A 23,093-nucleotide genomic window follows, 5' to 3' on the forward strand; every position below is an offset into this window, starting at 1 on the left:
GGCCCACCATCCCTTATTTCCGGGTTATCAGGGGCCTTAGCTCAGCTGGGAGAGCACCTGCTTTGCAAGCAGGGGGTCATCGGTTCGATCCCGATAGGCTCCACCAGCCATAACCGGACACTCCAGGATGAAACGAAAGCGGATCCCGCCATCGGGCGGGTAGGCGATCATTGATCGCCGTCTTTGACATTGTGAATGGGTTTTATAATCGATGCCGTGATGCATGGCTTCGATCTGCGGTGATGAGCCGTGATCGAATGACCTGCATTGCATTATCAGATGTAATATCTGGCTGAGATTATCCTCCGCATCATCGTGAAGACGTATGGGCTTTTATGCAGGCCTGTCGTTGATGGTGTGGATTCTCAAGCGTGAGGTAAGAGCATTTGGTGGATGCCTTGGCATGCACAGGCGATGAAGGACGTGGCACGCTGCGATAAGCGTCGGGGAGTTGTGAGCAAACTTTGATCCGGCGATTTCCGAATGGGGAAACCCACCTTCACCATTTCTTCTCTGATCCCTTCGGGGTTCGGTGGAGAGGTGGACAAGGTATCACTAAGCTGAACACATAGGCTTGGTGAAGCGAACCCGGGGAACTGAAACATCTCAGTACCCGGAGGAAAAGACATCAACCGAGATTCCCGTAGTAGTGGCGAGCGAACCGGGACCAGGCCAGTGCCTTTTCAGAAATTAGCAGAACACTTTGGAAAGAGTGGCCATAGCGGGTGACAGCCCCGTATGCGAAAATGACTGAAAAGGACTTGAGTAGGGCGGGACACGTGAAATCCTGTCTGAACATGGGGGGACCACCCTCCAAGCCTAAATACTCGTGCATGACCGATAGCGAACACAGTACCGTGAGGGAAAGGTGAAAAGCACCCCGATTAGGGGAGTGAAACAGTACCTGAAACCGGATGCTTACAAGCAGTTGGAGCCCCATAGGGGGTGACAGCGTACCTCTTGCATAATGGGTCAGTGACTTAATTTATCATGCAAGCTTAAGCCGTTAGGTGTAGGCGCAGCGAAAGCGAGTCTGAATAGGGCGACTGAGTATGATGAATTAGACCCGAACCCCGGCGATCTAGGCATGACCAGGCTGAAGGTGCGGTAACACGCACTGGAGGGCCGAACCGTTGCATGTTGAAAAATGCTCGGATGAGTTGTGTTTAGGGGTGAAAGGCCAATCAAGCCGGGAAATAGCTGGTTCTCCGCGAAATCTATTGAGGTAGAGCGTCGGATGTATGCCGATGGGGGTAGAGCACTGGATGGGCTAGGGCTGCGCGAGCGGTACCAAACCTAACCAAACTCCGAATACCATCGAGTCTTATCCGGCAGACAGACGGCGGGTGCTAAGGTCCGTCGTCAAAAGGGAAACAGCCCTAACCTACAGCTAAGGTCCCCAAGTCATATCTAAGTGGGAAAGCATGTGGGAATCCCAAAACAACCAGGAGGTTGGCTTAGAAGCAGCCATCCTTTAAAGAAAGCGTAACAGCTCACTGGTCTAAATAAGGGTTCCTGCGGCGAAGATGTAACGGGGCTAAAGATATGCACCGAAGCTTAGGGTGTACAGTTTACTGTACGCGGTAGCGGAGCGTTCCGTAAGCGAGTGAAGCCGAAGGGTAACCGACGGTGGACGTATCGGAAGTGCGAATGCTGACATGAGTAGCGATAAAGAGGGTGAGATGCCCTCTCGCCGAAAGACCAAGGGTTCCTGCGCAACGCTAATCGGCGCAGGGTGAGCCGGCCCCTAAGACGAGCCCGAAGGGGGTAGTCGATGGGAACCACGTTAATATTCGTGGGCCTGCAGATGTGTGACGGATTGCGGAAGTTGTTCGATCTTATTGGATTGATCGGGCAGCCAAGTTGTCCCAGGAAATAGCCTCTGCATATAGACCGTACCCGAAACCGACACAGGTGGTCAGGTAGAGTATACCAAGGCGCTTGAGAGAAGTATCCTGAAGGAACTCGGCAAATTGCCTCCGTACCTTCGGAAGAAGGAGGCCCTGAATCGAGGCAACTCTTTTCAGGGGGCACAGGCCAGGGGGTAGCGACTGTTTATCAAAAACACAGGACTCTGCTAAGTCGGCTTCAAGACGACGTATAGGGTCTGACGCCTGCCCGGTGCTGGAAGGTTAAGAGGAGGAGTGCAAGCTCCGAATTGAAGCCCCAGTAAACGGCGGCCGTAACTATAACGGTCCTAAGGTAGCGAAATTCCTTGTCGGGTAAGTTCCGACCTGCACGAATGGCGTAACGACTTCCCCACTGTCTCCAGGATATGCTCAGCGAAATTGAATTCTCCGTGAAGATGCGGAGTACCCGCGGTTAGACGGAAAGACCCCGTGCACCTTTACTGCAGCTTCAGAGTGGCATTAGGAAATGACTGTGTAGCATAGGTGGGAGGCTTTGAAGCGACGGCGCCAGCTGTCGTGGAGCCATAGGTGAAATACCACCCTGTGATTTTCTGATGTCTAACCACGCACCGTTATCCGGTGTTGGGACCCTCTGTGGCGGGTAGTTTGACTGGGGCGGTCGCCTCCTAAAGAGTAACGGAGGCGCGCGATGGTAGGCTCAGGACGGTTGGAAACCGTCTGCAAGAGTGCAATGGCATAAGCCTGCCTGACTGCGAGACTGACGAGTCGAGCAGAGACGAAAGTCGGTCATAGTGATCCGGTGGTCCCTCGTGGAAGGGCCATCGCTCAACGGATAAAAGGTACGCCGGGGATAACAGGCTGATGATTCCCAAGAGCTCATATCGACGGAATCGTTTGGCACCTCGATGTCGGCTCATCACATCCTGGGGCTGGAGCAGGTCCCAAGGGTTTGGCTGTTCGCCAATTAAAGTGGTACGTGAGCTGGGTTCAGAACGTCGCGAGACAGTTTGGTCCCTATCTGCCGTGGGCGTCGATACTTGAAAGGAGTTGCCCCTAGTACGAGAGGACCGGGGTGAACGTACCTCTGGTGTACCTGTCATCCTGCCAAGGGTGCCGCAGGGTAGCTATGTACGGACGGGATAACCGCTGAAAGCATCTAAGCGGGAAGCCTCCCTTGAGATTAGGTATCTTCGAACCGTCATAGACCATGACGTTGATAGGCCGGGTGTGGAAGCGCAGTAATGCGTGGAGCTAACCGGTCCTAATAGTTCTTTTCGCGCTTGAGAATTCCGCACCATCAATGACAGTCCTGAATGGATATGTCCGATGGGGAGGATCCTCCAGCCGGATAGCCCACTGACTACGACCCGAAAGGGTGCATCGATTATACACCGCACGCCGGCTTTATTGCTTGGTGGTCTTAGCGCCTGTGACCCACCCGATCCCATCTCGAACTCGGACGTGAAACCAGGCAGCGCCGATGGTACTAGTGCCTAAGCACTGGGAGAGTAGGTCGCCGCCAGGCATTATAGCCGGCGGGCGTGTGCAAAACCCATTCACGATTTCAATAGCCGCTGCCGGAGCGATCCGAGCGGCGGCTTTTTCGTCTCCGGGCTCAACGCGCGGAGGCTGGTCCCGGCCCGCTGGGTCGCGTGGCCGATCGGTCGACTAGCGTGACCGTGAAATCGGCGAAGGCAGCCACGGAACTCGTTTCCGCCGGCATCCAAGGCCGAACAGGTACCGCGGGGTGGAGCAGTCCGGTAGCTCGTCAGGCTCATAACCTGAAGGTCGTTGGTTCAAATCCAACCCCCGCAACCACCGCTATAGAACTAACCGGCTTCCTCCCTGAGGTGGCCGGTTGGTCATATGCGAAATCGATGATTTTCGACGGATCGGAGACGAACTCGGCGAAGAGCGAGCGGTCGTCCCGAATGATGACGATCTTGTCGAGGAGGGACCGCAGGGTCTCGGATGCTTCCTCGCGCACGGTTTCGTCCGACAACGCGAGATGGGCTGTCTTCACCTTTTCCCTGTACCGTTCGAGCAGGACCGGATGGGGCAAGACCTCCGCCTGTTTCACAGTACCCAGCCGAGAAAGGCGGTCTTCGAGATCTCTCTTCTGAGCCTCCCGTTCATTGAGCATGCCGAGCAGCGTGTCGCTCACTGCGCCCTTGGTGAAGTGACGGGCGATGTTCTTGATCTCGAAATCGAGAACCGCGATCTGAGTCTCCAACCGCGTACCGTCGGAATTCTCGCTCGCGCGGAGACGTTCGACCTCCTTGGAGAATTCGACGGCGAAAAGTTCGGCCATCTCCGACGTCAAAAGGCGTTCGCGAATTACGGAGAGGGCTGCCTCCTCGATGACTGATTTTCGGATGGACAGCGCGCTTTCGCAGCCCCCTTCACGATTGCTCGCGCAACGGTAGTAATCCTTGCCGTTGATCACGAAATTCCCTCCGCAAGCGCCGCATTTTATGATGCCCGAGAGTAGGTGACGCTTTCTCATTGCGCCCGCCGAATTCCCGGATACACCTGGACGTTGTCGGCGCTCCACTTCGCGATCGACCTTCTTCCAGAGGGCTCGATCGATGATCTGAAGGCGTCGGGCCCTGGTTTCAGAGTCAGGATCCCTTCGCCATTCGCGACGCCCCCACACAAGTTCCCCGCGGTAGAGGGGGTTGTGGAGGATGCCGACAAGCTTCTTCGGGTCGCCTCTGATCGAGGACTGGTTCCATCGACCGCCTCGCGGACCGGGTATGCCATCCGCGTTCAGGTTCCGGGCAATCGTGTATGCTGACTTACCCTGTGAGAACTCGGTAAATATGCGATTGACGATCGGCGCAGCTACAGGGTCGGGTTCGAGCAATCCTCTGATCCTATCCCCTTCGGTATTGACCTTGTCGCTGAGTCTGTAACCGTAGGCCCTTCCTCCGGCGAAGCGCCCTGCCAGAACCGCAGCCTCCATTCCGCGTATCGTCTTGTTCCGGAGATTCTGAAGGAAAAGGGCGCCCATCATTCCGGCGACGGCCAGTTTCACGTCATCAATCTCACCCTCGGTGGTCGTATGCAGACCGACACGATCGAACCGGAGCTTCTTTCCAAGCCATGCCACGTCCTCACCGTCGCGGGCGATCCTATCCAGCGCCTCGCAGACGACCATGTCCACTTGCCCGGTCCTGACGGAGTTCAGCAGCGCCTTCAGGCCCGGCCGATCTCGTCGATATTGGTCGCCGGAAGACGGCTATCTGTCGACCATGCACGATCCCTAAACAGGCGTGGCCAAGCTTAGATCTGGAAGGATAGATTTGATTGCTATTCTGGCGTCGAATGTTTTGAGGTGCAACCCAGCCTTAAGCTTCGGATTGTTCGCCGGAGGGCGAGAGGATACCGTCGTGAAGGCGTGCCCGTGAGTCAAAATCTCAATCTAGGAGTGAGCCGAGCCTGCTTCCATTCGAGCAGGATTGGTATGTTGGCCGCATCCCTCAGGCGCGATCTCGGAGGGAGAGACACTCAAGGTGATGGCACCGCCGATCCGAGGATCGTCGGGTCGAAGTCGGCGAGGAGGTTGCGGCCCGTGACCGGACGGCACGACCGTGTCGTTATCCGCGAAGGCCCACCAGCCAGTGGGCCCGACGACACCAGCACGGCGACGAGTGCGACCTCGATCCTGAAGCCGATCGACGGCGGCTCGTCCTTCCTGTGCCAGTCCCTCATCGGACCGGCATAGGGCCGACGGGCCGTGGAAACCAGCCCGGGCGGCTTCGACACGTCGAGGCGTGCGGCGTAGACATGGTGGATGCCCGCCACGAAGCCCGATTCGAAATTGCCCGACGCGTTCGCGAAGTCTTTCGGCGCTCGGGTGGCGGTCCTACGCGAGCGAGCCGGTCTTTCCTTCGCGGAGTTCGCAGAGCCGATGGGCACAAGCAAAGGCTATCTGTGGAAGGTGGAGAAAGGCGAGACCGTCCCGACCCTCAGGAACGCCGCACGGATGGCGCGCGTGTTGGGCGTGACGCTGTCGGAGCTGGTGGAGGACGTCGACATCTCGGGCATGGAACTCGGAAGCAGACCCTATCGAGGGCAGGGCACGCGCAAGGACTGAAAGGTCCGATCCGAGCACATGGCGCTTGACTGCCGTATCAATTAATTTATACGACCTCTCATCCACCGGGAGGCCGACATGCATCGACGCAGGACATCATCGCCAAGACACTGGTGCGACAGGCCGCGGGACCATGAACTGCGGCACCGCTTCGCCAACGAGCTCGCGTCCACGCTTGCCGCGCTACATCTCACCAAGGCGAGCGGCGACCGATCGGCGCTGATCGACCAGGCGATTGACCGTGTCGAGGCTCAAAGTAGACTCTTTCGGTTCCTCGTCGACCCTCTGCCGGCGACGTGCAACCTGATGGAGCACGTGGCCGAGCTCTGCCATCTGCTCCTTCGCTCGCGCAGATCGGACGGGCTAGTGAAGATGAAGGTTTCCGTGGTCACGATCATCGTGCCGTCGCAGGTCGCCGAGGCGGTGCTCACGATAATGAACGAGCTGCTCGTGAACGCACTCAAGCGCGTCGATCGCGGGGTCATCGACGTGCGGGCCAGCATCGATACCGACGCCCTTACATTCACCGTCGCCAACGACTGCCATCAAGAGCCCGCCCGCGCTCAAATCCACGGAGTGGGGGTCGAGGCCATACGCCAGATCGCGGACGAATACGGCGCGCTCCTCGACTTCGGCGTCCGCGAGTCCCGCTTCGAGGCAAGGCTGATCTGGCCGGCCGAGCGGGAAGGCGATCCCGAACCCGACGACGACCTTCCCTTCTAGGAGAACCAGGATGCGATACGAACTGCGCGTCCGCGACGACGCGGACACGGTGCTGCGCGCTGACCGCCCGGCCGGACTCGTGAGGCTGGCCGAGGAGGCCAGACTAAAGATCTCGACCGAGATCGTGATCGAGCTGAAGTTCGGCGAACGGACGCTCACGAGCGTATCGACCATGGTCTTCGAGCTGCAGCGATAGATGGAAGGGCCATGCACGCTGCCGAGGCCGTGCCTCTGACGACCCTATTTCCCGTCAATGCGTCGGAGGCTCGACCGACTTCAGTACTTCGGCAACACTCATGCCAGCCTTGGCCGCGAACAGACGGGTCACCTCATGCACGAGCCCAGAAAGGTCCACCGCCACCGTCGCGAAACGCAGAGTTTCCTCGTGACGCAGGACGGCGACACCATTCGCAAGTTCGGATCGCGAGACGATCTCAAAGGTCCAGTCCCCCCCGACCTGACTCTTGTCGCGAAGTGTCTCGAGGGCTTGCCCCATCACGATCAGAACGACGGACTGCCCGTTCATTGCCCGACTGACAGCCTCCGCATGATCGCGGCGATGCTGCGCGACAAGCTCGCCCGCCACCCGCACCGCGGGGCCGGCATCGCAGATCGCGAGGCAGGTGGCGATCTCCAGCACGTCGACCGGGCCGTAGCGATGGAGCTTCCCCCTACCCACCGGAGCGAGGTCCGGAACGCGCAGTGTCCGCAACTGCTTCATCCGCGCCATGAGAGGTGGGTCGACCTCCAGATCTCCCTTAATCGGTGCGCCGCGCCTCATGCGCGGTGACCAATCTCTCAGTCCGAACAGCTGCCTCAGCAGGTCGGCGACCTCGATCGCGTCCAGCCCGATCGCCGAACTCACGAACTCAGATTCCGAATAACCACCAATCTACCGACGAAAGGAAGCAAGACCATGAAGCACAAAACATCCCACGATAGAACGCTGCCGGAGCGCATCACTGTGATCGACCTGGAGACGTCCCCGGACCCAATCACACAGCGCATCCTGAATGCCCGGAATACCGTGCGTGGGTCAAGCTGGGCGACATGCCGCATATCGTTCAGAGGCACCAAACAGGATCGGCTCGCGTCAGTTCAGAGACGCGCTCGCACGGCTCTCACGCAACCTTCATGAACGACACCGCGGTCGATGATGTCGAATGCTCCTGGCAGACACGGTTACGCCCCGCGCCCTTGGCCCGGTAAAGAGCCTTGTCAGCCTCTCTCAGGGCTGTTTTGACGCTTCGCCCCTGGCCGAAATCGGAAACCCCGAAGCTTGCGCTCAGGGCGGTCTGCTCGCCGATCGCGTCGTGCCTGAACCGGTGAAATTCTGTGCGGATCATGTCGGCGATGACGACGGCATCGTCCGGCGCGGTATCGATCAGGAGGATGCCGAATTCCTCCCCGCCCATGCGCCCCACGATCCCGCCGGACCGGGACAATATGCGGGCGAAACCCTGGAGGACGTCGTCGCCGACATGGTGGCCGTAAAGGTCGTTGACGGCTTTGAACCGGTCGATGTCGCACATGACGACTGAGCCGGCTGCGGCCGCCGCCTCTCTGGCCCTTTCATCGAACGTGCGGCGATTGAGCAAGCCGGTGAGATGGTCATGCTCGGCCCGGTGCTTGTGAACGCCGATGACGCTGGCCACGATCCTGGCGATGACAAGCACGGCCAGCGCTGCGGTCAGACCGCCGAGCGCGTCAAGGAAAACTCCCTCGAACGTCGCGGCGTCCATGACCGGGAAAGGTGTCGGTTCTCCCACCAGGAGGGGGAACATCGGTGCGCGAATCGCCAGGCCGATCAGCGAGCCTGCGCTCAGCGCGAGCAGTCCATTGTCGATCAGCCCGCGGCGCTGTCGGCGCGCCTGAATGCGGATTGCATCGTAAAGGATGTAGACGCCGGCCAGCTGAAACGGAATACACTGATAGAATACGGGCGCGCCCGCAGCGAGCAACAGCAACGACAGACCGACGAGACCACCGAATATCCAGCTCTGGGCACGCCCTGCGCTCTCGAGATGGAGGCTCTGCCTGATAGCGTTGCCGGCGCAAAAATAGGCGAACGGGATAAGCAGGCTGATCGCCGCCAGACCCGGGATTGTCGGGGGCGCGTAGCGGAAGACGAGCGTTTCCATGCCGACGCACAGGAGGGTCGCAGCGAGCCAGGCCAGCGCGGAACCGGCCTTCAGCGCCACATGAGCGATAGCGCAAATCGCGGCGAGCGCGCTGAGCAAGCAGAACACGACCAGGTGGAGATCCACCAGAATTTGCATCGATTTCCTTCGGACAGCGCAGGCGGCAAGCGAGTATCCTCGTCTAACCGGAAATACTGAAGGGTTCGTTTCGCTCACCAACCTGCCCGCAACGGGCCTACTTTCGGTCGCGGCTGGACCCGGTCATTAGGAAGCGGGCTCGCTTCAGGGCTTCGCGGGCAGCTCTGCCATCAGCGATCGCGACAAGGCGGACAGGCGTTCGCGAACGTCCGGGCGCTCTTCCGGGCTCCACCTTTGGACATATTCCTCGAGCCGGCGGCGGTAATGCTCTGCCAGCCTTTCAACGACATCCTTTCCCGCCGGGCTCGGGAGCAATGGTCCATCCGAAACCGGCTCGAGCAAACCCTTGGCGGCCAGCCCCCTGGCGATCGCCGCGAGGGCGGCGGGCGAGGGGGCGAAGTTCGCAGCGAGTTGATCGACAGAGGTCGGGCGGGGGGCGGTGCAGACCTGCGCGAGAAGCCACATCTCGTCCGGAGCCAGATCCACCCCGCTACGTTCCGCGATCCGCGTCATCGTCGACCAGCGGTTCTCGCGTGCAACCAGGCGATCGACGATCGCCGTAAGCTCGTCGAGCGAGTTTGCGGTTTTGGGAACGGCGAAGCTATCGCCGATGGTGTCCGCTCTCGCATCCTCGCGCAGGGGCTGTTCGCGCAGCAGCCACGCGATAACGAACGCGAATGCGGCGATCGCCGCGGCTGACAGGAATACCGGATGCAGCGCAGCGGTAAACGCCTCCAGATAGGGCGCGCGCATGGCTGGGGGCATGGCGGCAATCGCAGCAGGGTTCATTGCCGGCGCCCCCTCCGGTCCCTGGCTCAGCGAAGCCGGGAGCCGGCTGGCCAAACCGGCGGCGAAGATCGCGCCGAACAGCGAGACGCCAACGGAACCGCCGGTCGATCGAAACAGGGTCGTTCCGGAGGTTGCGACCCCGAGATTGCGGTAATCGACGCTGTTCTGCACGGCCAGCACCAGCACCTGCATCACCATTCCCAGACCCAGCCCGAGCACCAGCATGTAGCCCGAGGCCACCCAAGTGCTGCTCTCGACGTTCAGTGTGGACAGCAGGAACAGGCCGAGCGTCATCAGGGCAGTGCCGCAGATCGGAAAGATACGGTAGCGACCCGTGCGGCTGATGATCTGACCGCTTGCGATCGAGGTGACCAGCACGCCGCCCATCATGGGCGTGAGTTGCAACCCGGCGGTGGACGGAGATACGCCTTTTACGACCTGCAGGTAGATCGGCATGTACGTGACCGAACCGAACATCGCGAGCCCGACGATGAACCCGATCGCGCAGGAAATGACGAAGGTGCCGTTGGCGAACAGGCCGAGGGGCAGGATCGGTTCTGAGGCGCGACTTTCTATCAGGATGAAACCTGCCAGCGCCACCAGCGAAACGGCGATCAGGCCGAGTATGGAAAACGATCCCCAGGGCAGCGTGTGACCGCCCAGGCTCGTGAACAGCACGATGGCGGTCAGTGCGATGGCGATCAGCGCCGCTCCGGCGAAATCGATGCGGGGCTTTGCCTGCCGTTCGGGCGCGGTGAAGGCCCAGCCGATCACGATCACCGAGATCAGGCCGAGCGGCAGATTGATGTAGAAAATCCACCGCCACGAAAGATGCTCGACGAAGAAGCCGCCGATCAGCGGTCCGATCACGGTCGAAAGCCCGAAGACCGCGCCGAAGAAGCCCTGATACCGGCCGCGCTCGCGCGGGCCGATGATGTCGCCGATCGCCGCCATGGTGGTGACCATCAGTCCGCCGCCGCCAAGCCCCTGGATCGCGCGGAAGGCGATCAACTGGCCCATCGAGTTGCTGAGCCCGCACAACGCAGAGCCGGCGAGAAATAGCAGGATCGCACTCTGCAGCACGATCTTGCGACCGAACAGATCGCCCAGCTTCCCGTAGAGCGGGGTGACGACCGTGGTCGCCAGCATATACGCCGTGACGATCCACGACAGATGCTCCAGCCCGCCGAGTTCGCCGACGATGGTGGGCAGGGCGGTCGACACGATGGTCTGGTCGAGCGAGGCAAGCAGCATGACCAGCATCAGCGCGCCGAAGATCACACGAACGGGCTGGGTCTGAACCTTCTGAGAAGCCTCGGTTTCGGGAGAGCGTTCACCGGCGTTCAAACGACATTCTCCAGTTGCAGGTTCGCATGGGCGCGCTTTCGAGACCGGCGCGGATACCGATCGTTCCTCTATGCTCTCCAACTGCGCGGATAAACAGGGCTTCGCCTCGCCGTCGAACTTTCGTCAGGCGGCGCGAGAGCTGCGTTCGCTATCTCTCAATGGGTGGCTTGCACCATGGGCCAAATCAGGAAGGCGGAGGTCACCACGAAGCCGAGCAGGCCGGAGGCCAGCGCGTCGCGGTGGTTGTGCCACCAGCGGTTCCTACCCTTGTTCATCGGCATTCTCCGGTTCGATCGACCAACCGCCGCCCAGGGCGCGGAACACCGCGATCTGCTGGCGGGATATTTCGGCATCCTGATCCGCCAGCGTGGCGCACGCCTCGGCCAGCGTTCGTTCGGCGTCGAGCGTGTCGAGCGAGTTGATCAGCCCCTCGCGGTTCTGGGCCCGCACGATCCGGGCCGCCTGCTCGGCCGACTGGACCGCCGCGGTCAGGATGCGGCGTCGTTCCAGCGAGCGGGCATAATTCGACAGCGCCGTTTCCGCCTCTTGCAAGGCGACGAGCACGGTGCCGTCAAAGGCGGCGAGCGATCCCGCCGCATCCGCCTGCGCCGCCTGGATCCGGGCATAGACCGGCTCGCGATTGGGGAAGGCCCAGTCGATCAACGGACCGAGCACGAAGCCCAGCGGGCCGCCGGTAAATAGGTTGCCCAGGCTGGACGCGTTCGATCCGATCGATCCGCCCAGCGTGATGCGCGGGTAGAGATCGGCGCGCGCAATTCCTATTCTCGCCCCGTCGGCCAACGCCCGCTGTTCCGCCGCGCGAACATCGGGACGGCGTGCCAGCAGTTGCGTCCCGTCGCCCACCGGTAGCGGGGCCTCGATCTCCAGCGGCACGTCGCGCTCGCCGATATTGGCGGGCAGCGCGGCCGGTGCGCGACCGGTCAGGGTGGCCAGTGCGAACAGGGCCGCGCGGCGCTGCGCATCTATCGCCGGGATCGTCGCCGCGCGCTGTTCGAGCAGGCTCTCGATTCGCGCCACGGCCAGCCCGTCGGTATAGCCCGCATCGTGGCGCTTGCGGGTCAGGCGCAGACTGTCTTCGAGCAAGCCGACGATGGATTGCGCCACCCGCAGCCGCGCGGTGGCGCTGGCGGCATCCGCATAGGCGCGCGTGGTGTCCGCCACGACCATGACCCGGACCGCATCGGCATCGGCGCGAGCGGCGGCCACATCGCCACGCGCGGCGGCGATACCGCTGCTGACCCGGCCGAAGAGGTCGACTTCATAAGCGACATCGGCACCGATGGCGAACTGGCCGCCATCGCGATCCTGCCCGGGCAGGGTCTGGGCTTCGGATGTGCGCCCATAGCCCGCCGAGGCGGTAAGCCCGACCTGCGGCAGACGATCCGCCCGCGCCCCGCGCAGTTGCGCGCGGGCGCGCTGGATGCGGGCTGCGGCCTGGCGGATGTCGGTGTTCGCCGCGAGCGCATCGGCCACCAGACCGTCCAGCACAGGGTCGTCGTACAGGCGCCACCAGTCGCTGGGCAGCGGCGCAGACGATACGACGCCAGCCTCCGCGGAAAGGAAGGGGCCGGTTTCCACATCGGGAGTTGGGGCAGAGGAAATGTGGTCCGGCCCCGCCGCGCAGCCCGCCAGGGCGAGCGCGGAAACGGCGGGTAGGAGAAATTTGCGAATGTTCATGGTGACGATCCTATTCGGCCGGCTGCGGGGTGGGGCGCGCATCGTCGCCACGGCGCGAACCGCGCAGGGCCGCGATCCGGTCGCCGAGAGAACGGCAAACGACGTAGAAAGTGGGGGTGAAGACGAGGCCGAAACCGGTCACACCCAGCATGCCGAAGCACACCGCCGTGCCAAGCGCCTGGCGCAGCTCCGCGCCTGCGCCGGTGGCGATCACCAGCGGGACCGAACCAAGGATGAAGGCGAAGCTCGTCATCAGGATCGGCCGCAGGCGGGTGCGCGCCGCCTCAATCGCCGCCTCTACCGGCGACAGGCCATGGTCGCGCTCACCCTGCCGCGCGAATTCGACGATCAGGATCGCGTTCTTCGCCGACAGCGCGATCAGCACGATGAGCCCGATCTGGGTGAGGACGTTGTTGTCCATACCCCGTAGGTTCACGCCGACCATCGCCGCGAGCAGGCACATCGGCACGATCAGAATGATCGCCAGCGGCATGATCAGGCTTTCGTACTGCGCGGCGAGGACGAGGAATACGAGCACAACGGCCAGCCCGAAGACATAGATGGCGGTGTTGCCGGTGGTTGTCTGCTGGTAGGCAATCCCGGTCCATTCGGTGGCGTAGCCCTGAGGCAAGGTCTGTGCCGCGACCTTCTCCATGGTCATCAGCGATTGCCCGGTCGAACTGCCTGGTGCCGTATCGCCGTCGATCGCGACCGCGGGCTGCAGGTTGTAGCGCGAGACGCGGTACGGCCCCGTGGTGTCCTCGAACGTCGCCACCGAACCCAGCGGCACCATCGCCCCGGTATTGGACCGGGCGTAGAGTCCCGCAATGTCGGTCACATCGTCGCGATAGGGCGCATCCGCTTGCGCGGTGACACGATAGGTGCGCCCCAGCAGGTTGAAGTCGTTCACGAACGCGCTGCCGAGATAGACCGATAGCGTGTCGAAGATGTCGGAGGGCGCCACGCCCAGGATTTGCGCCTTGTCGCGGTCTATGTCGGTCTTCACCCGCGGGGTGCCGGTGTCGAAGAAGGTATAGACGCCGGCGAGACCGGGCTGGCCGTTCGCCTTGGCGATCATCTGGTTCGCGACGTCCTGCATCGCGCGATACCCCTTGCCGGAGGTGTCCTCCAGCATCATCCGGAAGCCGCCTGCCGAACCGATCCCCTGGATCACCGGGGGCTTCACGATCATCAGCCGCGCCTCGTTGATGTCGGCGGTCGCCTTCTGCGCCTCCGCGATCAGCGTATCGATGTCGAGCCCCTTGGCCTGGCGGCTCTCGAAATCGTCAAGCACCCAATAGGCGGCGGCCGAACTGGCGGATTGCGTCTGCGTGGTGCCGTCGAACCCGGACAGCATGACGGTGCCCTTGATCCCGTCGAGCTTCAGCACACGCTCGGCCACCTGCTTCATCACCGCATCGGTTCGCGTGGTCGCGCTACCGGGCGGCAGCTGGATCACGCTGACGAAATAGCCCTGATCTTGCTGGGGAATGAATCCGGTCGGAGTGGCGGACAGCGTCAGGCCGGTCAGCCCGATGAGCACCGCGTAGGCCAGCATCATGCGCCGTGGCATCGCCACCAGTCGCGCGGTCCATTTGGCATACCAGTCGCCGAAGCGCTCGAACGCGGCGTTGAACTTCGCCCCGGCGTTTTCGATCGCGTGGCGCCAGCGCGGCGCGTCGGCGGGCAGATGCTCGTGCGGCCTGAGCAGTAGAGCCGAAAGCGCGGGCGATAGCGTCAGCGATACGATCAGCGAGATGACCGTGGCGGCGGAGATCGTCACGGCGAACTGCTTGTAGAACTCGCCCGACAGGCCGTTCATGAACAGTGTCGGCACGAACACCGCGCACAGCACCAGCACGATCGCGATCAGCGCCTCGCCGACCTCGTCCATCGAACGGCGCGCGGCTTCGAGCGGGGAGAACCCCGCTTCGAGATTGCGCTCAACGTTCTCCACCACGACGATCGCGTCGTCGACCACGATCCCGATCGCGAGGACCAGACCGAACAGCGACAGGTTGTTGAGCGAATAGCCGACCATCGCCAGCACCGCGAAGGTGCCGACCAGGGAGATCGGGATCGCGAGGACCGGGATGATCGAGGCGCGCGCCTTCTGCAGGAAGACGATGATGACCACGACCACCAGGACGATCGCTTCGAGCAGGGTGTGCAGCACCGCGTCGATCGATTGCGATATGAATTCCGTCGGGTTGTAAACGATGCGGTACTCGAGGCCATGCGGGAACGACCCGGACAATTCGTCCATCGTCGCCTTGATCCCCTCGGCAGCGTCGAGCGCGTTGGAGCCGGGTTTCTGGAAGACCGGCAGGATCACCGAATCGTCGCCGTTCAGATAGGCCGAGGTGGCGTAGTCCGCCGCGCCTATTTCCACGCGGGCGACGTCGTTCACGCGGACCTGGCGACTTTCCGCATCGGTGCGGATAACGACCTGGCCGAACTGCGCGGGATCGGTGAAGCGCCCCTGCGTTTCCACGTTGAGCTGGAAGGCGGCATCCGGGCTGGGCTGCTGGCCGAGCGTGCCGGCCGCGACCTGCACGTTCTGCGCCCGCAAGGCGCGCACGACATCGCTGCCGGTCAGGCCCAGCGCGGCGGCGCGGCCCGGATCGATCCAGACGCGCATGGCGAGCTCGCGCTGACCGAACAGCTGGACGTCTCCCACGCCCTCCAGCCTGGCGAGGCGATCCTTGATCCGGGTCTGCGCGTAGTTGGAGATGTATTCGCGGTCGAGCGACCCGTCGGGCGAGACGAGGTTGACCACCATCAGGAAGTCGGGCGTCGTCTTGCGGGTGACGATGCCGAGCCGCTGGACCTCTTCGGGCAGGCGGGCCTCGGCAATCGCCACGCGGTTCTGGACCAGCACCTGTGCCTCGTCGAGATCGGTGCCCGGTTTGAAGGTGACGGTGATCGTCATCCGCCCGTCGCCGGTCGACTCGCTCGACTGATAAAGCATGCCGTCGACGCCGTTGATCTCCTGCTCGATCGGATTGGCGACCGTGTCGGCCACCGTTTCGGCAGAGGCACCGGGATAGACTGCGGTGACGGTCACGGTCGGGGGGACGATGTCTGGATACTGGCTAACCGGCAGGAAGAAATACGAGATCGCGCCCACCAGCGTGATGACCACGGCGATGACCGCGGCGAAGATCGGGCGGTCGATGAAGAAGCGGGACATGCGCATCGGGCAGACTCCGGGCGTCGTTCGGTGACGAGCCGTTGAAAAGTTTGGGTTTTAGCTGGCGAGCGTGGCTGAGGCCGCGCGGGAGACGGGTTGCGCCTCGGGCGTTCGAGGCTGCGGTGCGCTGGCCTCTATCCGGCCCGGCTGGGCGCGAACCTTCTGGCCGGGCATCGCCATCTGCACGCCCTTGATGATCACGCGGTCGGTCGGCTTCAGCCCCTTCTCGATCACGCGTAGGCTTCCGACCTGGGGGCCGAGCTCCACCGTGCGTGCCGCAACCGTTCCATCCTTGGCGACGACCAGCACCTGCTTGCGCGTCTGATCGGTCGTGATCGCGGTATCGGGCACCAGCAGTGCCGATCGGGTTCCGCCGGTGGCGAGCCGCATCCGGCCGAACAGGCCCGGCGCGAGGACGCCGCCCTGGTTCGCGACCACGGCGCGCGCGCGGATCGTGCCGGAGTTCGCATCGAGACCGTTATCGGTGAAGTCCAGCTTGCCGTGCCAGCGATAGTCGGGCTCGTCCGCCAGCCGGATTTCGACATCGGTCCCCTTCGACAGGCCTTCGCGCTGCGCCTTCAGATACAGCGCCTCGGACCCGGTGAACTCGAAATAGACCGGATCGACCGCATTGATCGTGGTCAGCAGCGTGGCGCTGTCACCCCCGCCACCCGATACGAGATTGCCGGCATCGATCCGGCGATCGGATATGCGGCCCGAGATCGGTGCGCGCACGGTGGTGTAGCCGACGTCGATTGATCGCGCCGCGGTGGCGGCCTGCGCCGCCTGCAGCGCGGCACGATTGCTGCGCACCTCCGCCTTGAGCCGGTCGATCTCGGTTGCGGCGATCGCGTCTTCCGAGATCAATGCCTGGGCCCGCGCCAGATTGGCTTGGGACAGGGAAAGCGCGCTGGAGGCCCGCGCCACGTCGGCCTGGGCCTGGGCCAGCGCGGCGCGGTAGGTGCGACCGTCGATGGTGAAGAGCGGCGCACCGGCACGGACATATTGCCCGTCGGTGAAGTGTACGCGGACGATCTGGCCCGAAACCTGCGGGCGGACCTCGACGGTCTTCGTCGCCTTGAAGCGGCCCACGAACTCGTCCCACTCGGTCACCTGCTTCTGCAGCGGCGCGGCGGCGGTGACCACCGGGACCGGCATCGCGGCGGGAGCGGGCGTTGCGCCCCCGATCAGCCACCAGGAACCGACTGCGGCGATCAGGATGAAGAGCGCGATCAGCCATCCGCGCCCGGAGCGGCCCTGTTTCGGAGCGGCGTTCCCAGTGCGTGCGGGAGCGACCGCTGCGTCGTCGAAATCATAGCTGTCGACTTCCTCGGACCGCGCGGTGGCGGGCAGATCGTCGTAGCGGTCGAAAGGCGTATTGAACATTGTACCATCCCCGAACAGGCAAGCGTGCGTCATCGCTTCCGGAAGCAAGGTGCCGCCGGATGATCGCGTTCACGGTGTGGAAGGAAGGCGCAGCGCGCCCACCACGCGAGCCGGCTAAGCCGACCCGACCGCGATATGTACCGCTAAGTATGTAATCTGGCGTTCAGGTCAAGCGGTATTTTCATACCGACCGATACTTTTTCCGCAGCGCAGCAAAAAACGACGCTATTTCGAGGGCCACGCAGCCAGTGCAGCTTCGGATATTTCCATCAATTCCTCGCGCGTCGCTCCCGATTGCGCCTGCACCGAAATGCCCTGCATGAGCGCGAGGAGGTAACGCGTGATGGTTTCGGCCTTGGTCGGAACGACGAATTCGCCTGCATCGATCGCCTGCTGCATGCGTTCCACGATCAGCGCCTTGGCAGCTTCGGCACGCTGGTTGACGTCGTCGCGGATGGAGGGCTCCACGCTCTGGCAGGCGACCGTCGCGATGACGCCCATGCAGCCCCGACATTCCCCGCCGGTCGCGGTATCGACCGCTCCGTGCAGCATGTATTCGGCCACCGCCCGGGCGGTCGGCTCGCGCATGGCCTCGCCGATATAGGCCGTCTTGTCGCGCTGATAGAGGTCGAGCGCCTGCCGAAACAGCGCTTCCTTGTTGCCGAACGCGGCGTAGAGGCTGGGGCGTGTGATACCCATCGCATCGGTCAGATCGCTGAGCGAGGCACCTTCGTATCCCTTCGTCCAGAACACCTGGAGGGCGGAAGCGAGCGCCTCGTCGGGACAGAATTCCCGCGGACGCCCTCTGGTGGCGAGCTTTTCCATACCCCTAGGTATAGAACGAAATTGGCGATTTTCAATGGCAAGCTGTTTCCGCGCGCGGCCGAAATCCGGCAAAAACGGGCGGGGCGACGTCTCCGCCCCTTCCGGCCTGCGAGACCAAGCGCTACCCTGCGCGTCAACTCAAGGCTTCGCCCTCTATGCCGAGGCGCAGCGGGGTGATCGTCGCACAAGCCCGGGGAGGGGTAACTTTGCGTAAATTAGCACTGGCAATCATGGCATTCGCCACCGTTTCCTGCGTGTCCGTGGGGGACATGCCCGCATCGGCGGTGCAGCCGGGATCGCGATATGTGGCGCTGGGATCTTCGTTCGCCGCCGGTCCGGGGCTGGGGTCTTACAGGCCGGGCACGCCGCCCCGATGCACCCGAGCGCTAGGGAACTACCCTTCGCTGGTGAGTGAACGCATGAACCTGGTGCTGGACGACCGAACGTGCAGCGGTGCGACCGTTGCGAATATCCTTGGTCCATGGGGCGAGCTCCCGGCGCAGATCGACGCCGTGGACGGTGCGACGCGGCTGGTGACCGTGACCGTGGGCGGTAACGATCTCGATTACGTGGGAAACCTCGTCATGTCGGGATGCGAACCGGGCAGCTCGGTCAGCTTCGCAGGGCGCAGCTTTCCCTGCACGAAGCCGGTTGCACCTGCAGAGGAAACATACGCGACGCTGGAGCGGAATTTGACGAAGCTGGCCGACGAGGTCGCCCAGCGCGCACCGGAGGCGCGCCTGGTATTCGTCCAGTATCTCACCCTCCTGCCGCAGGAGATGTGTGCGCAAACGCAGATGTCCGATGCCAACGCCGCGCTCGCCCAAGAAACCGCCACGCGGCTGGCGGCGATCACCGACCGGGTGGCCGCAGCGACGGGAGCTACGGTCATAAAGGCCGACAAGCTGTCGCGCGATCACACCGCCTGCGATGCGGAGCCGTGGTCGCAGGGCAACGTCCCCTCCGCCCTGCCGGGCGGGGCCGTACCCTGGCACCCGAACGCGGCAGGGCATACTGCGATCGCGCAAGCGCTCGCCATGAAGCTCGGCTGGACCGACTGAGACGGGTCGCGCTCGCCATACCCAGCCGGTCAGCGAGGAAGGTCAGTCGCCTTTCTCGATCAGTTCGAGCTGGTGCCCATCCGGGTCTGTCAGAATCGCCATGCGGGCGCCGCTGAAATCGACCGGCCCGAACGTCACTGTCGCGCCGGCTCCCTTCATCTGCTCCATCGTGCTATCGAGTTGCCCGACATAGAAGCCGACCGGGCCATGGGCATTGCCGTTTTCCAGTGCTCGCCCGTCGCTCCATCGGCATAGCACCAGTGCGGCCCCGGTTTGTGCCGGGGTCAGGATCACTTCCTCGAACGGCCCCGCATCAACGCGCCGCTGTTCGCTGAAGCCGAGGCACTGGGCGTAAAAGGCCGCCGCGCGATCGAGATCGGCCACGAATATCTTGTAGAAGGCGGGGCGGGTCTGTTCCATCGTTTCACCTTTCCTCATTTTCCATCACGCCGAACCGGCGGTTGCCGTAGACGAGCGAACGCGCTTCCTCTCCCAGCGACACCGAAGTCACGCCGCAGGCGAATACCCGGTGGGTTCCGATCGGGTGAGACTCCAGCACCGCGCATTCGAGGCACGAGACTGCGCCGCGCAATTGCGCAGGCTGCCCTGCGCCCAGCTGCCATTCGCCGAAATCGAAGCGCGAGCGACCGTCAAGTTCGATCATTCCGGAAAATATCCGCGCGAGTTCCGCTTGATCGGGCCGCAGCGTGTTGAGGCATATTCTTCCGCCTGAGACGATCGCGTCGTGGGCGGAGGCATCCCGATGGATGGAAATCAGAATGGAAAGCGGTTCGGTGGACAGCGACATGGCGGCGGTCGCGGTCATTCCGTAATCGCGTCCCCCGCTATGGGCGGTCACGATATGGACCGCGCTGGCCAGCCGCGCCATGGATTCCAGGAACGCAGTCCGAACGTCCGGCGTCGCAGATATGGCGGCGGTCATAGCGCTCCGCCCGTTTCTGCCCAATATGGCGCGCGCATTGCGCCGCGTAACACCTTGCCCGTTTCCGACTGCGCAATGTCCGCGACGAATTCGATGCGGCGTGGCAATTTGAACGATGCCAGCCGTTCGCGCAGATAGGCGATCAATTCCCGCTCGAGGCGTTCGCCTGTCTTAATACCGTCTTCCACCATGACGAGGCTTCGCACCTCCTCTCCCCATTCGCCGCCGGGCACGCCGATGGTGCAGGCCTGGCGTATCGCAGGATGCGCGATGAGCGCGTCGTCCACTTCCTGGGGGTAGATGTTCACGCCGCCGCTGATGATGATGTCGGCGGACCGACCGGTCAGGAACAGATAGCCCTCGTCATCTACATATCCCATGTCGCCCACGGTGTAGTATGCCCCGCCGAACACCTCGCCGTTTTTGTCGGGCGCGTTGTGGTATTGGGGACCGGTCGCGGGGTCGTGCAGGAAGGCCACCCGGCCGATCGTTCCGGGCGGGCACGGCTGGCCCGCTTCGTCGAGAATACGGGTGCGTGTCGCATCCGGCAGGCGACCCACGCTGCCGGGCTTGCGCAACCAGTCCGCCGAAGCGATGCCGATGCCGGGCGATGCCTCGGTCGCGCCGTAATACTCGTAAAGGATCGGGCCCAACCAATCGATCATGCGCCGCTTGATGTCGGGCGGGGTGGGGGCGGCCCCGTGGAAGACACGCCGCAGGCTCGATAGATCGGCTCCGTCGCGCACCTCCGGTGGCAGGGCGAGCAACCGCTGGAACATCGTGGCGACCATGTGGGTGTGCGTGACCCGATGCCGCTCGATCAATGCCAGAACCTGCGCCGCGTTGAATTTCTCCATCAGCAGGATCGGAATGCCCGACGCTATGGGAAAGGCGAGGTCGAAGGTGAGCGGCCCGGCGTGATAGGCCGGGCCGCACAGCAGGTTGAGGTCGCCGTCGCGATAATCGCACAGCGTTCCCCCTCGCTGCGGGGCAAGCGCGATGGGCTTGCGGCGCAGCACGCCCTTGGATCGACCGGTCGTGCCCGAGGTGTAGAGCATCATGGATCCCAGGCGGGGCTCGGTCGGCGCGTCGGAAGGTTGCGCGCCCAGCGCCTCGCCATAGCTAGCGAACAGGCCGCGAGCCGGACCCGTGGCGAGGCGGGTCAGGACGCCCGCTGACGGTATCTCGACAAATTTCTCTGCCAACTCGCCCTGGATGATCCAGGCGCGCGCCTCGCAATCGGATAGGATATAGCCCGCCTCGGCGCTCGTTAGGTGCCAATTGACCGGGGTCAGCCGCAGCCCGCCCCGTTGGCACGCGAGATAGGTTTCGACGAATTCGGGGATGTTTCCGCACACCATGGCGACGCCATCGCCAGCGCGAAGCCCCACCGAGTGCAGGTGATGCAGCAACCGGTTCGCGTTCGCGTCGAGTTCGGTGAAGGACCGATTGCCGCGGCGCGAAAGGATCGCGGGTCGGTCTGCGTTCCGATCCGCCCAGTAGCTGAACAGTGTGCCCTTGGCGGCAAGCGCGAGGAGCGCCTCGGGCGAAGCGATGGTGCTGTCCATGATGCAAAAATGAAAGGCCGGAGGTGGACGGTGCGCTGGGCGACCGACCTCCTCCGGCGTGGTGGAATCAGGCCGCCGCCATCGCGGGGCTGGATTGATACTGCATCATCTCGTCGTAGTTGGTCCGGTAGAACATGTCCTTGGTCTTCTCGTCCGCTCCCTCCAGGGTGCTTTCGAACTTGCCGACCGGATCCTTCGTCCCTTCGGGATGGGGGTAGTCGCTGGAGAACATGAACAGCTCCGCCCCGCCGTCGCGGATCATCTCGCCGACATCTTCGCCCGGGAAAGGCGTGAACTTCACCGCGCGGCGGATGAACTCGGACGGCAGCATCTCCAGTTCCTGGACATAGGGATCGGTCCGCTTGAAGGACTTGTACGCGTAATCCAGCCGCCGGAGGAAATCAGGCACCCAGCCCGCACCGGATTCGATGACCCCGCCGCGCAGTTGCGGGTGACGCTGGAACACGCCGTCATAGATCATCGCAGTCAGGAATTCCTGCGGCGCGAAGCAGAGCGAGGTGAAATCTGCGAAGCGCAGGTTCTCGCCGCCACCGTGCAGATCCGGCGCGCGCTCGCGCCCGTTGTTGTGATAGCCCTTCGGCTGCGTTTTCGTGCCGGTGCCGATATGCACCATGAAGGGGATCTTGCGGTCCTCCAGCAGCTGCCAGAAAGGCGCGTGATCCGGGTGACCGGGCGACATCTCGCCCGACGGCATCGGCGCGACGCCGACCGCGCCCGCGCCCGCCTCGATCGCACGCTTGGCCTCCTCATACGCCAGCTTGGGATCGTCGAGCGGGATGTACGCGACATTCACCAGCCGGTCGTCACCGTCGCAGAACGCCTGCTGCGCCTTGTTCGCAGCGCGCGCGATCGCGTATTTCTCCTCTGCGTTGTCGGCTTTTCCCATCGCCGCCAGGCAGGCGGTGGTAAAGACCAGTTGGCTGACGAAGCCGTACTGGTCGAGCATCCGCTTGCGTTCGGACGCGTCGAACGCGCCGAAGGCCATCCAGCCCTTGTCGCCCGAGATCGGATCCTTGGCGGCGGCCGCGTCGGCTTCCGGATCGTCAGCCCGCGCTTTCGCCTTGTCGATCATTGCCTTCATGCGGCCGGTTTTGTCGCCCGCGAACAGCGTCCCGTACTTCTCGCGCAAAGCATCGCTCTCGAAGTAGTCGTAGACCCATTCGCTTGTTTCCATAGTGTGACTGTCAGCGTCGTTGATCACACGTCCATATGCGTATTCCATGCGTCATCTCCTGATTCGTTCTCTGATCGGGGATTAGAGTAATTGTTAATCGGTGTGGCTGTCAACAA

General features: G+C 63.0%; 17 protein-coding genes, 3 tRNA genes, 2 rRNA genes and 1 pseudogene (1 of these 23 cut by a window edge). 11 read left to right on the plus strand and 12 right to left on the minus strand.

Translation table 11 applies throughout. The features are described 5' to 3' along the window. From F7D01_RS10810 to F7D01_RS15285, 6 genes are all read left to right on the plus strand, one after another. Positions 1-9: transfer RNA gene (locus F7D01_RS10810), tRNA-Ile, on the plus strand (it extends 68 nt beyond the left edge of the window). 21 nt (positions 10-30) lie between these two features. After that, positions 31-106: transfer RNA gene (locus tag F7D01_RS10815), tRNA-Ala, on the plus strand. A gap of 260 nt (positions 107-366) precedes the next feature. Beyond that, positions 367-3,156: ribosomal RNA gene (locus F7D01_RS10820) — 23S ribosomal RNA — on the plus strand. 125 nt (positions 3,157-3,281) lie between these two features. Continuing rightward, positions 3,282-3,396, plus strand: a 5S ribosomal RNA gene (gene rrf, locus F7D01_RS10825). A 216-nt stretch (positions 3,397-3,612) separates the two neighbouring features. Further along, a tRNA-Met gene (locus F7D01_RS10830) sits at positions 3,613-3,689 on the plus strand. Between the two features lie 40 nt (positions 3,690-3,729). Then, entirely contained in the window at positions 3,730-4,239 is a 510-nt protein-coding gene (locus F7D01_RS15285; protein WP_251566758.1) for a hypothetical protein, read from the plus strand. A 24-nt stretch (positions 4,240-4,263) separates the two neighbouring features. Here F7D01_RS15285 and F7D01_RS15575 read toward each other — a convergent pair. Further along, a pseudogene (locus tag F7D01_RS15575) lies at positions 4,264-5,076 on the minus strand (recombinase family protein); the annotation flags it as partial. A 369-nt stretch (positions 5,077-5,445) separates the two neighbouring features. Here F7D01_RS15575 and F7D01_RS10845 point away from each other — a divergent pair. From F7D01_RS10845 to F7D01_RS10860, 4 genes are all read left to right on the plus strand, one after another. Next, positions 5,446-5,598, plus strand: coding sequence for a hypothetical protein (locus tag F7D01_RS10845; RefSeq protein WP_215227567.1), 153 nt, complete (start codon positions 5,446-5,448; stop codon positions 5,596-5,598). A gap of 69 nt (positions 5,599-5,667) precedes the next feature. Further along, entirely contained in the window at positions 5,668-5,970 is a 303-nt protein-coding gene (locus F7D01_RS10850; protein WP_215227568.1) for a helix-turn-helix domain-containing protein, read from the plus strand. A gap of 78 nt (positions 5,971-6,048) precedes the next feature. Next, positions 6,049-6,693, plus strand: a complete 645-nt coding sequence (locus F7D01_RS10855) for a GHKL domain-containing protein (RefSeq protein ID WP_215227569.1) — start codon at positions 6,049-6,051, stop codon at positions 6,691-6,693. Between the two features lie 10 nt (positions 6,694-6,703). Then, the gene (locus F7D01_RS10860) at positions 6,704-6,889 is read left to right on the plus strand and encodes a hypothetical protein (RefSeq protein WP_215227570.1); all 186 of its coding nucleotides are present in this window, start codon (positions 6,704-6,706) and stop codon (positions 6,887-6,889) included. Positions 6,890-6,943: 54 nt separating this feature from the next. On the opposite strand, the gene F7D01_RS10865 is transcribed toward F7D01_RS10860, so the two are convergent. From F7D01_RS10865 to F7D01_RS10895, 7 genes are all read right to left on the minus strand, one after another. Continuing rightward, the gene (locus tag F7D01_RS10865; RefSeq protein WP_215227571.1) at positions 6,944-7,558 is read right to left on the minus strand and encodes a hypothetical protein; all 615 of its coding nucleotides are present in this window, start codon (positions 7,556-7,558) and stop codon (positions 6,944-6,946) included. 256 nt (positions 7,559-7,814) lie between these two features. Next, positions 7,815-9,050, minus strand: coding sequence for a GGDEF domain-containing protein (locus F7D01_RS10870; protein WP_215227572.1), 1,236 nt, complete (start codon positions 9,048-9,050; stop codon positions 7,815-7,817). Positions 9,051-9,116: 66 nt separating this feature from the next. Further along, the gene (locus tag F7D01_RS10875; RefSeq protein ID WP_215227573.1) at positions 9,117-11,108 is read right to left on the minus strand and encodes an MDR family MFS transporter; all 1,992 of its coding nucleotides are present in this window, start codon (positions 11,106-11,108) and stop codon (positions 9,117-9,119) included. Between the two features lie 261 nt (positions 11,109-11,369). Beyond that, complete coding sequence (locus tag F7D01_RS10880; RefSeq protein WP_215227574.1) at positions 11,370-12,806, minus strand: efflux transporter outer membrane subunit; 1,437 nt, start codon at positions 12,804-12,806, stop codon at positions 11,370-11,372. Positions 12,807-12,816: 10 nt separating this feature from the next. Further along, positions 12,817-16,005: an efflux RND transporter permease subunit gene (locus F7D01_RS10885; RefSeq protein ID WP_215227575.1), complete on the minus strand. Its 3,189-nt coding sequence runs from the start codon at positions 16,003-16,005 to the stop codon at positions 12,817-12,819. A 51-nt stretch (positions 16,006-16,056) separates the two neighbouring features. Further along, positions 16,057-17,385 carry an efflux RND transporter periplasmic adaptor subunit gene (locus tag F7D01_RS10890; protein ID WP_215227576.1) on the minus strand — a complete coding sequence of 443 codons (1,329 nt, stop codon included), beginning with the start codon at positions 17,383-17,385 and terminating at the stop codon, positions 16,057-16,059. A gap of 225 nt (positions 17,386-17,610) precedes the next feature. Next, positions 17,611-18,210: a TetR/AcrR family transcriptional regulator gene (locus F7D01_RS10895; protein ID WP_215227577.1), complete on the minus strand. Its 600-nt coding sequence runs from the start codon at positions 18,208-18,210 to the stop codon at positions 17,611-17,613. 269 nt (positions 18,211-18,479) lie between these two features. On the opposite strand from F7D01_RS10895, the gene F7D01_RS10900 reads away from it, so the two are divergent. Beyond that, positions 18,480-19,271 carry an SGNH/GDSL hydrolase family protein gene (locus tag F7D01_RS10900; RefSeq protein ID WP_251567283.1) on the plus strand — a complete coding sequence of 264 codons (792 nt, stop codon included), beginning with the start codon at positions 18,480-18,482 and terminating at the stop codon, positions 19,269-19,271. A 42-nt stretch (positions 19,272-19,313) separates the two neighbouring features. Here the strand turns inward: F7D01_RS10900 and F7D01_RS10905 are convergent, their stop codons facing one another. The 4 genes from F7D01_RS10905 to F7D01_RS10920 all read right to left on the minus strand — a co-directional run bounded on the left by F7D01_RS10905 (position 19,314) and on the right by F7D01_RS10920 (position 23,025). Continuing rightward, positions 19,314-19,691 (minus strand): VOC family protein, encoded by a 378-nt coding sequence (locus F7D01_RS10905; protein ID WP_215227579.1) that lies wholly within the window; start codon positions 19,689-19,691, stop codon positions 19,314-19,316. 4 nt (positions 19,692-19,695) lie between these two features. Next, positions 19,696-20,214, minus strand: a complete 519-nt coding sequence (locus tag F7D01_RS10910; protein ID WP_215227580.1) for a flavin reductase family protein — start codon at positions 20,212-20,214, stop codon at positions 19,696-19,698. Further along, positions 20,211-21,782: an AMP-binding protein gene (locus tag F7D01_RS10915; protein ID WP_215227581.1), complete on the minus strand. Its 1,572-nt coding sequence runs from the start codon at positions 21,780-21,782 to the stop codon at positions 20,211-20,213. The genes F7D01_RS10910 and F7D01_RS10915 overlap by 4 nt, the downstream gene beginning before the upstream one ends. A gap of 67 nt (positions 21,783-21,849) precedes the next feature. Further along, a complete protein-coding gene (locus F7D01_RS10920) occupies positions 21,850-23,025 on the minus strand; it encodes an amidohydrolase family protein (protein WP_215227582.1) in 1,176 nt (391 codons plus the stop codon). Positions 23,026-23,093 lie beyond the last annotated feature (68 nt).

Source organism: Erythrobacter sp. 3-20A1M (assembly GCF_018636735.1).
Lineage (GTDB): Bacteria > Pseudomonadota > Alphaproteobacteria > Sphingomonadales > Sphingomonadaceae > Alteriqipengyuania.